This is a genomic window from Paenibacillus sp. 01T431, assembly GCF_056398625.1.
Genome location: NZ_JBFTPT010000028.1, coordinates 58,211 through 68,260 on the forward strand (window position 1 = coordinate 58,211; position 10,050 = coordinate 68,260).

12 protein-coding genes are annotated in these 10,050 nt (G+C 45.2%); 10 read left to right on the top strand and 2 right to left on the bottom strand.

Features of this window, described 5'->3' with window-relative positions:
- The first annotated feature begins 72 nt into the window (after window positions 1-72).
- From truA to AC1DM9_RS31975, 7 genes are all read left to right on the top strand, one after another.
- Entirely contained in the window at window positions 73-825 is a 753-nt protein-coding gene (gene truA / locus AC1DM9_RS31945) for a tRNA pseudouridine(38-40) synthase TruA (protein ID WP_477584004.1), read from the top strand.
- A 182-nt stretch (window positions 826-1,007) separates the two neighbouring features.
- On the top strand, window positions 1,008-1,445 hold the full coding sequence (rplM, locus tag AC1DM9_RS31950) for a 50S ribosomal protein L13 (RefSeq protein ID WP_054025304.1): 438 nt from the start codon (window positions 1,008-1,010) through the stop codon (window positions 1,443-1,445).
- A gap of 20 nt (window positions 1,446-1,465) precedes the next feature.
- Window positions 1,466-1,858 (top strand): 30S ribosomal protein S9, encoded by a 393-nt coding sequence (rpsI, locus tag AC1DM9_RS31955; RefSeq protein ID WP_054025303.1) that lies wholly within the window; start codon window positions 1,466-1,468, stop codon window positions 1,856-1,858.
- Window positions 1,859-2,125: 267 nt separating this feature from the next.
- A complete protein-coding gene (locus tag AC1DM9_RS31960) occupies window positions 2,126-2,821 on the top strand; it encodes a phosphoadenylyl-sulfate reductase (protein WP_076271416.1) in 696 nt (231 codons plus the stop codon).
- Window positions 2,822-2,846: 25 nt separating this feature from the next.
- A complete protein-coding gene (sat, locus tag AC1DM9_RS31965) occupies window positions 2,847-4,013 on the top strand; it encodes a sulfate adenylyltransferase (RefSeq protein WP_441885667.1) in 1,167 nt (388 codons plus the stop codon).
- 129 nt (window positions 4,014-4,142) lie between these two features.
- Complete coding sequence (cwlD, locus tag AC1DM9_RS31970) at window positions 4,143-4,931, top strand: N-acetylmuramoyl-L-alanine amidase CwlD (protein WP_076271459.1); 789 nt, start codon at window positions 4,143-4,145, stop codon at window positions 4,929-4,931.
- Window positions 4,932-5,044: 113 nt separating this feature from the next.
- Window positions 5,045-6,166 carry a P-loop NTPase gene (locus AC1DM9_RS31975; protein ID WP_477584006.1) on the top strand — a complete coding sequence of 374 codons (1,122 nt, stop codon included), beginning with the start codon at window positions 5,045-5,047 and terminating at the stop codon, window positions 6,164-6,166.
- A gap of 115 nt (window positions 6,167-6,281) precedes the next feature.
- Here AC1DM9_RS31975 and gerD read toward each other — a convergent pair whose 3' ends face one another.
- On the bottom strand, window positions 6,282-6,986 hold the full coding sequence (gene gerD, locus AC1DM9_RS31980) for a spore germination lipoprotein GerD (RefSeq protein WP_477512339.1): 705 nt from the start codon (window positions 6,984-6,986) through the stop codon (window positions 6,282-6,284).
- 185 nt (window positions 6,987-7,171) lie between these two features.
- Here gerD and AC1DM9_RS31985 point away from each other — a divergent pair, with 185 nt between their 5' ends.
- Entirely contained in the window at window positions 7,172-7,795 is a 624-nt protein-coding gene (locus AC1DM9_RS31985) for a KinB-signaling pathway activation protein (protein WP_477584009.1), read from the top strand.
- Window position 7,796: 1 nt separating this feature from the next.
- Here AC1DM9_RS31985 and pdaB read toward each other — a convergent pair whose 3' ends face one another.
- Window positions 7,797-8,606 (bottom strand): polysaccharide deacetylase family sporulation protein PdaB, encoded by an 810-nt coding sequence (gene pdaB, locus AC1DM9_RS31990; protein WP_076271411.1) that lies wholly within the window; start codon window positions 8,604-8,606, stop codon window positions 7,797-7,799.
- Between the two features lie 205 nt (window positions 8,607-8,811).
- On the opposite strand from pdaB, the gene AC1DM9_RS31995 reads away from it, so the two are divergent.
- Both AC1DM9_RS31995 and AC1DM9_RS32000 read left to right on the top strand, forming a co-directional pair.
- Window positions 8,812-9,438, top strand: coding sequence for a stage II sporulation protein M (locus tag AC1DM9_RS31995; RefSeq protein WP_475444662.1), 627 nt, complete (start codon window positions 8,812-8,814; stop codon window positions 9,436-9,438).
- A gap of 127 nt (window positions 9,439-9,565) precedes the next feature.
- Entirely contained in the window at window positions 9,566-9,787 is a 222-nt protein-coding gene (locus AC1DM9_RS32000) for a hypothetical protein (RefSeq protein ID WP_053373934.1), read from the top strand.
- Window positions 9,788-10,050 lie beyond the last annotated feature (263 nt).

The window sequence follows — 10,050 nt, forward strand, 5'->3', positions numbered from 1 at the left end:
GCATCTTAGGTTCTCTTAGCAAGAGGGAATTTTGGACGTTTAGGTATCCCTATAGTTAAAGGGGGGGATAGGTTGAGGAATATATGCGTAAAGGTCAGTTATGACGGGGCAGGCTTCAACGGTTTTCAGACGCAGCCTTACGGCAGAACGGTTCAGGGTGAAATAGAGAAGGCCATAAAGAAGCTGACGGGCGAGACGACCATTATTATTGGCTCGGGTCGCACAGATGCGGGAGTGCATGCGCGGGGACAAATATTCAATTTCTATACGGAATCTACGATTCCCACAGAGAGATGGGCGATTGCGCTTAATACGCGGTTGCCGAAGGATATCGTCATTATTGAAGCATTCGATGTGCCAGAACATTTTCATGCAAGAAGATCCGCTAAGCGCAAAACGTATCGCTATACGATTGATACTGGTAAGTTTCCTGATGTATTTGGCCGACAATATCGCTTTCATCATCCGACGCCGCTTGATGTGGATGCGATGCGGGAGGGTCTCAGCTACCTAGTAGGTAAACATGACTTTACTTCCTTCACATCGATACATTCAACCAAGCCTCATCATATTCGTACGATCTATGAAGCAGATTTTGTTCAGGAAGGCCCAATCGTGCATATGTACGTGACAGGCAATGGTTTTCTGTACAATATGGTTCGAGTCATTATGGGAACTTTACTATGGGTTGGCGAAGGGAAGATGGCTTCATCGGAGATCAAAAACATCCTTGAGGGGCGAAATCGTTCGCTTGCTGGTCCTACGGCAATGCCGCATGGATTGATGTTGATAGATGTTGAATATTCCAGCGAAATACAGGGATAAATCACTATAAATTACTTGCACTTACTTATTCTTTATAGTAGAATATAACTTGTGCTTTCGAAGTGGCTAACCCACAGCCCCGACTGAGATTGTCACAAACTTGGCTATCAACAATGAACAAACAAATCAACGTTTACGTTGTTATAAAAACGATTAATGTATGAAATTAAGGAGGATCATCCATGCGTACCACTTATATGGCTAAATCAACTGAAGTTGATCGTAAATGGTTCGTCGTCGATGCGGAAGGCAAAACGCTAGGCCGCTTGGCGAGTGAAGTTGCTGCCCTGATCCGCGGCAAACACAAACCGACATTTACGCCACATGTTGATACAGGCGATTTCGTTGTTGTTATCAACGCTGAAAAAATCCATCTGACAGGTAAGAAAATGTCAGATAAAATTTACTACAGTCACTCCATGTACTCCGGCGGATTGAAATCCACTCCGGCTCAAGAGATGATTAAAAACAAGCCAGAACGCGTAATCGAACTGGCTGTACACGGCATGTTGCCTAAGAACCGTCTTGGTAACAAAATGAAGCTTAAACTTAAAGTATACGCAGGTGCTGAACATCCGCATCAAGCACAAAACCCTGAAGTTTACGAACTTCGCGGGTAATAAAGAGGAGGACAAGTTTCATGGCTCAAGTGCAATACTATGGAACCGGTCGTCGTAAACACTCTGTTGCACGTGTACGTCTTGTGCCGGGTGAAGGACGAATCATTATTAACAAACGCGACCTTAATGAATATTTTGGTCTAGAAACATTGAAGCTGATCGTAAAACAACCGCTTAACCTTACTGACACATTGTCTAACTACGATGTACTAGTAATTGCTAACGGCGGCGGTATGTCCGGTCAAGCAGGCGCTATCCGTCACGGTATTTCACGTGCTTTGCTTAAAGCAGACCCTGAATTCCGTCCGGCTCTAAAACGTGCTGGCTTCCTAACTCGTGATCCGCGTATGAAAGAGCGTAAAAAATACGGTCTTAAAGCGGCTCGTCGCGCTCCACAATTCTCGAAACGTTAATACTTCAAAATGTCTTCTCTGCTTGCCAGAGAGGGCATTTTTTTGTTTATAGAAGAAAAGCTACATCCAATTTAGATTTTTTTACTGCTATTCCCTTAAAAACACCTTTGCTGATCGGAAGACGCATAAGGTGTTTTTTGGTGCGTCCAATAAAATTTCAAACTTTATTTCATTTTGGTTAAAACTTATATTGAACATTTCACTTTTTGGACGTATAATTTTTATACAGAGCAATTTACTAGGAATTAAAAACGGAGGGCAAAAAAAATGAACCTTTTTGAAAAAGAAGCGCTTATCAAACAAAAGGAAGTTGAGCTCGAAAACGCAACACCGGAAGAAATTATTGCGTTTGCGGTAGAAACTTTCCCAAATATTACGTTTGCATGCAGCTTTGGTGCTGAAGATGTTGTGCTTGTTGATATGCTGCAGAAAATTAGCCCGAAAACGGACATTTTCTATTTAGATACGGATTACCATTTCAAAGAGACGTATGAGACTCGTGATTTGATGGCTAAGCGCTACCCAGGCATTCCATTCGTAGAAGTAAAGCCTGAAATTACACCTGAGGAGCAAGCTGCTCAGTTTGGCGAAGAGCTTTGGAAATCCGATGCGAACGCATGCTGCAACATTCGTAAAGTTAAACCATTAACCCAAATTCTTTCGAAATATGATGCTTGGATTACGGGTATTCGCCGCGATCAAGCACCTACTCGTGCGAATTCCAAAAAAATTGAGTACGACACAAAATTCGGGCTCGTTAAATTTAATCCAATCGCTCACTGGACATCCGAGGACGTATGGAACTATATTCGCGAGAATGATGTTATTTACAACCCATTGCATGATCAAAACTACCCGAGCATCGGTTGCGAGCAGTGCACGCGCAAAGTAATGCCTGGTGAAGATCCACGCGCTGGACGCTGGGCAGGTCAAGAAAAAACAGAATGCGGATTGCATAAATAAGCACTCTCGAGGAGGAGCAATATCAATGAGTCAAATTCTACCGCACGGCGGCGTACTCGTTAACCGTGTCGCTACGGGCGAACAACGTGAAGCATTACTAGCTGAAGCTGCTACCCTTAAATCGATTACGATCAACACTTGGGCTATATCTGACCTTGATTTGATCGCAGTTGGAGCATTTTCCCCACTTACTGGTTTTATGAACGAAGCTGATTACCAGTCCGTTGTGAAAGACATGCGTCTAGCAAATGGCACGGTATGGAGCATTCCTATTACGCTTGCTGTAGAAGAAGCGAAGGCAGCAGAGCTGTCCGCAGGAGAACGTGCAGCGCTAGTCGGTGAAGATGGCGTAACATACGCAATTATCAGCATTGATAGCATTTATTCGGTTGACCATAAAGTTGAAGCAGTGAATGTGTTCAAGACAGATGATTTGGAGCACCCAGGCGTTCAAAAGCTGTTCGAACGCTCTTCCATAAATGTAGGCGGAGAAATTACGGTGCTGAATCGTCCGCAGCCTGAGAAGTTTAACGAGTTTTATTTTGACCCAGCGGAAACGCGTCGTTTATTTGCAGAAAAGGGCTGGAAAACCGTAGTTGGCTTCCAAACTCGCAATCCGGTTCACCGCGCGCATGAATACATTCAAAAAACAGCAATGGAAATTGTTGATGCGCTTTTCCTCAATCCGCTCGTTGGTGAAACGAAATCGGACGATGTTCCTGCGAATGTACGGATGAAGAGCTATCTTGCACTGCTTGACAACTATTATCCGAAGGATCGTGTATTCCTTGGCGTATTCCCGGCAGCTATGCGTTACGCTGGGCCTCGTGAGGCGATCTTCCATGCTCTTGTTCGTAAAAACTATGGCTGCTCGCATTTTATTGTTGGACGCGATCATGCCGGTGTAGGCGACTACTATGGAACATACGAAGCTCAGGATCTGCTCAAAACGATTCCAGTAGAGGATCTAGGCATTACTCCACTTTATTTCGAGCACAGCTTCTTCTGCAAAGAGTGCGGCAACATGGCTACTTCAAAAACTTGCCCTCATGACAAGGAGCATCATTTGACGCTTTCGGGTACGAAGGTACGCGCATTGCTGCGCGATGGCATTTGCCCGCCGCCTGAGTTCTCCCGTCCTGAGGTTGCTAAAATACTGATTGAAGGCATGTCTGAGCAGCCAGTAGTTTAATTAACCGAATAACTTAAGGTTTGTCTCATAAACGACCATCTCGTCCCATATAAATGAATGTGTGCATTTGGCTAGATTAAGCTGTTTGCTGCTGTGTATTCATTTGATGGAAAACGGGGTGGTTTTTTTATGCGCCGAATTGATCGGCATGTTGTCATTTGGTTGACGTATAAGGGCTTAATTCGAATCAGTATCGGATTGCTGGTTATTGCACTAACGGGCATATTGCTTACACAATCGATGCCTTCAAAAAAAGCATGGTCTTATTGGACGCTGCCTTTGTCGGGCAAGACTATAGCCATTGACGCCGGGCATGGCGGGGCAGACGGCGGTGCGGTCAGTAAGCAGGGCATTATCGAAAAGGATTTAAACTTAGCGATTGCGCTGTATTTGCGCGATTATTTGCAGCAGGCTGGAGCGGTCGTTGTTATGACAAGGGAAGGGGATTACGATCTTGCAACAGGGGATTCAAGAGCCTATAGCAAGCGCAAGACAGAGGATTTAAAGAAGCGAGTGTCCCTTATTAAAAATAGCAATCCTGCCGCAGTCATAAGCATACATATGAACAGTATCCCTTCAGCTAAGTGGACGGGTGCACAAACCTTTTTTCATCCGGACAATCACCCAGACAATCGGATTCTCGCAACCTTCATACAAGATGAGATTAAACGCAATTTAGAAAACACGACAAGAGTTGCCGCTACCGTGAAGGATGTTTATGTGCTGAAGGCAATCGAGAACATTCCGACGGCACTCGTTGAGGTGGGCTTTCTATCTAACCCTGGGGAATCACAGCGACTTGCGGATACGGAGTACCAAAGATCAGTAGCTGCCTCCATCTATGAGGGTATTCTAAGATATACTGCAGGGGAGAAGCTGAGCGGAAGCGTGCTGCAAGACGAGGTAACCGACAAGTAAGAAACCTTTCGCCGAAAATGAAGCAAAGGTGCACCCTATGACTTGGTTCATGGGCTTACTGTGTTATACTAACTATTATATAGTTTTAATTATATAAAGGTGGGACACAACCTATGTTGACACGAGAGCAAGTTATAGAGGCCGTTGAAATCGTGACGGCACAGCATAAAGCGGATGGGGTTACCATCCGCGATGTAATGGTTCGGGACCGTCAAGTTTCGATGACGGTCCTTGGGTCTGGCGCGGCAATGGAGCCCGCGCTGGAAGCCTCGCTCCGCGAGGCGCTGGCGCGTCTGGGCGCCGAAACCGTGCATTTCCGGTTTCGGGCCGAGGCAGCGCCTGCCGCAGTCGCAGGCGCGTCTACGCCGCCGCCAGCGGCAGCTGCAGCACCGGCTGCGGCTAGCGCCGGTGCTGGCAAATCTAGCGGCCCAGCGCCCGTTCAGGGGCATGGGGCCGGCTTAGCTAACCCGCTGCTGGATCCTGCCAGCGGGGTGCAGTTCATCGCCGTCGCGAGCGGCAAGGGCGGCGTCGGCAAATCGACAGTGACCGTCAACTTGGCGGTCGCTTTAGCCCGCAGGGGCAAGCGCGTCGGCATCATCGATGCGGATATCTACGGCTTCAGCGTGCCGGATATGATGGGGATCGAAGAGCGCCCGGATGTTGTGAATGAACGGGTCATCCCTATTGAGAAGTTTGGTGTTAAGGTGATGTCCATGGGCTTCTTCGTAGAGGACAACAGCCCAATCGTGTGGCGCGGACCGATGCTTGGCAAAATGCTGCGCAACTTCTTCCAAGAGATTGAATGGGGCGAGCTTGACTACCTGCTGCTAGACCTTCCGCCGGGTACGGGAGATGTGGCGCTTGATGTTCATCAGATTATTCCGCAAAGCAAAGAAATTATCGTAACTACCCCGCATGCTACAGCAGCATTCGTTGCAGCTAGGGCAGGCGCAATGGCGATTAAGACGGAACACGAAATTATTGGAATCGTTGAGAATATGTCCTATTTCGAATCTAAAGTTACCGGCGAGAGAGAATATGTATTTGGCCGCGGTGGCGGCGCACGCCTCGCAGAGACGCTTCATTCAGATCTGCTTGCTCAAATTCCATTGGGGGCGCCAGACAATCATGTATCTGAGCCTGACTTTGCACCATCGGTATACAAAGCCGATACTGAAACAGGGAAGATGTACTTGGAGCTTGCAGACAGCGTATTAGCGAAATGCGGCAAATAGTCAAATAACAAAAGCCCGAACCATTGTCTAAGGCAGCTAATCCTTGCTGCCATGCGGACAACCTGTTCGGGCTTTTTTGAATTCATTTTATGCAGTGAAAACAATACTTCTACCGCTACATAGCCGAATCGCCGCCTTGTTCATCACCGCCGCCTGAATCGTCCCCGCCGCCGCCTTCCTCATCGGATTTTTGCTCACCGCCCGATTCTTCTTTCTTTTTATCTACTTTCTGGTCTGGGCTTGGTTTAAGCTCTTCTTGTACTGCTTTTTTCATCAGATCAAGCACTTCAAGTCGAAACAATGGATTTTGCATCGCATCCTGCATAAGGGACATCACTTCCTTGCGGTATTGCGTACTTTGCAGCACCTCAAGAATCATCTTGTCCATTTCAGGGTTTTTAAGCACCTTAATTAAATCAGCTTGATAGGAGGGGTCCTTTATTAGTTCTTTATGGATTTGTTTATTTTGCTTATTAACGGATTTGGCAAATTCCCCCGCGAAACGTGGATCAACCATAAGCTTTTTGATTACCTTGTCGTACTGAGGAGAAATAAGGACATCCTTAACCGCTAAGCGAACCTCCTCCTGATCCTGCACAGACAGCAGCTTAGAGGTTTGGCCACTATAACCGGAAATTTGCTGTGATGACTCCTGCAGTGCTTTTTGGGCATCCTCCGTTTTGAGGATATCAATAACCATCGTTTTTAAATCCTTGTAGCTGACCTGCTCATTACTACCTCCAGAGGACTCGGCGCCACAGCCTGATAAAACAAATAACATGGCTGTAATAACCGAAAATAAAGCAAAGCTCTTACGCATGATTCGCAAGCTCCTTCCTATGTCATTGCTGCTGCATACCGTTTGGATAAACAAATCGTTCGAAAAGTGATGGATCGTATAGTTATTATGTACAAAGTTCACCGGATTATCATGGACAGACTTTAGCTTTTTATTGTGAACGTGGTAAAATAAAGGGTAATGTGGATAACAGGAGGATAATGAACGTGAATTTAAAAAAGTGGTTCTTTTTATTTTGGAGCGGCATGGTAGTAGGCGGGCTTGCCTGCGTAATTACCGGTGCGTTGATGGCTTGGGTAGATCCGGAGTTTGGGTTCTTAGGCTTTAAAGCTGTCGGCTTTAATGCATTAATGATGGGTTTGGTCGGTTTAATGATTGGAGCATTTAGCCAAATGGGCTTTTTCGCTTATTTAACGTTAAACTACATCGCTCTTAGCGTATTCGGCAAAAAATATTTATGGAATGCGCTGCAAGGCTATACGACGTTATTCGCAGCAATAGGGCTGGGGTATATGTTGTATGAGCAGCGCCTGAACAACTGGTTTTTCTGGACATTGCCGCTTACCCTGCTTCTATTTTCTGTTGCAGTATCATGGTTCAAGGTTAAGCAAACGAACAAAACCGCTTTTGTGCCAACCATGTTTTTGATGTTCTTCATTACATTCATTGAGTCTTGGCCTGCGCTGCAAGGTGAAACGAACGTATCTGCTATTGTATTTATGATGGTTCCTTTATTCGTCTGCAATGCATACCAAATTATGATGATGCACCGTTTGGTCAAAAAACAAACAACCGACTCAGCAGCGATTGCTGCGAAGCCGGTCGTTTAACTTAATATTCTAGTTCAGCAGCATTAATTTGCGGGAATGTAGAGGATGTCTTGTCCTGCACCGCTTTGCCGTCAACCTCAGTTTGTGTGATGAGGTCGGTTACCGTAACAAACTCATAGCCTTTTTCACGCAGCTGATCAATAACGATCGGAAGCGCCTCATGTGTCTGCTTTACGGAATCACTCGCATGGAACAAAATGATGTCGCCAGGATGAGCGCGCGTAACGACCCGATTAATAATTTTGTCGGTGCCGATGTTCATCCAGTCGAGTGAATCCGTGTCCCACTGAATTACCTTATATTGCAGCTCTTCAGCAATGCGCAGTACCCGCTTGTCAAAATCTCCGTTAGGAAGTCGGATCAATTTCGGTTGTTTTCCCGTTACGTCGGATAAAATGGTGTGTGCAGTCGTAATTTGTTTGCGAATTTCTTCATCGCTAAGCTTGCTGTAATTATCATGCTTGTGGCCATGGCTGCCTATTTCATAACCAGCCTCTTGAATCTTTCTGACGATCTCGGGATGGGACTGGCTCCATGGTGAAGATAAGAAGAAGGTAGCCTGCTTAATGTTTTTCTCTTTTAGCACATTAAGAATGGGTTCCGTGCGTTTATCTCCCCAACTAATGTCAAAGGTAAGAGCAACAACCTTTTTATCAGTGGGTACGCTGTAGATTGCAGCCGGCTGCTGCGGAGCAAAGACGGTGATGTTGTCACGTTCGGCATAAATGATGCCAATGGAAAATACGACAGCGATAGCAATTAAGAAATACCTTTTCAACTTTCGGCCATTCAGTACATAAAAAACGTTCATTGGGAAGGGCACTCCTCTCTAATGGAAGCTTGTACAAAGATAAGAAAGTATAAATCCGACCTTTATACTTCACTTATCCTTAATTGCGAAACGAGTATTTGCCTCCAACGAAGGCTGCCGTCGTTTACGCTTGTAGTACAATCTATGCTCGTACTACAGAGATATTCATCCATCTTGCGAACTTACAAGCTGCGGAGGGGATAAAATGTTTAAATGGCGTTTGATTTGGGAGCATTTTAAACAAATGAATCCCTATATAGCGTTTGGATCCATATTATTTTTAGCAGGCATGGTTATCGGAGGCACGAACCCAGCGTTCAGAGCTTTTCTTGATGAACAGCTGAAGGGGCTAGGACAGCTCGCTGAAATGATCGATGATTCCAAAAATCCAACGTTAACGATGATGATTTTCATTTTTTTGAATAATGCGGTCAAATCGATACTGGTTATGTACTTAGGTGCTTTGTTTGGGGTATTGCCTTTCTTTTTCTTAGTTGTAAATGGAATGATGATCGGTTATTTACTGAAAACGACAGCTGAGCTTCATGGCGGCGGGTATGTGATGGAGCTTATTGTTAAAGGTTTGCTGCCGCACGGAATTCTGGAAATTCCCGCGATTATTATTGCATGTGCTTATGGCATGCGTTTTGGAGTACTCATCTTCAAAGCGGCCGGATCACTTGTATTTGCAAGATCTAAGACAGGGAATATAAGCCGAGAGCTTGAAAGCTTCGTTGTTCGTACCGTTCCTGTCATGGTTATTTTGACGATTACACTGCTTATTGCGGCGGTAATTGAAAGTACAATTACATTATGGTTGTTGCAGATGTAATAATTTTTCCAATATTTGAGCATAACAGTAAAGCAGTGTCGAAACGCATTTGCGTGAGATGTTGCTTTTTTGTTCGTTAAAGGACGATCAAGTTGCGCTTTTCAACTTAAGGAGGTCACTCACGGCTATGCTCGGAATACTATTCAACGATAAAGAATGCAAAGAACTCGACTACGTCCTTCGCAAAGAGCTGGATGAAATGCTGCTCGACTTGAATGATTCAAGATTAGATGGTGATATTAAGCAAGCGATAACCAGAAGATATAAGATCATCTTCCGTATGTACGCACGTATTGCCTCCCCGAAAGAGCTATCGCGTTATGCATTAAATGCGCGTTCTTATCGATAAAATCAAGTTTTAAAACTTTTTTTAAAAAAGGGGTTGCATTTAATTGGGCCCCTGTGATATATTATTTCTTGTCGCCGCTGAGACACACGCGGTTGACACGAAAGAATGAATTGTTCTTTGAAAACTGAACAACGAGTAATAACTGCCTTGCAAATCCTTCGGGATGAGCAAATATAGCGATAAAAGTTATGAGCAAGTCAAACACCAATTTGGAGAGTTTGATCCTGGCTCAGGACGAACGCTGGCGGCGTGCCTAATACATG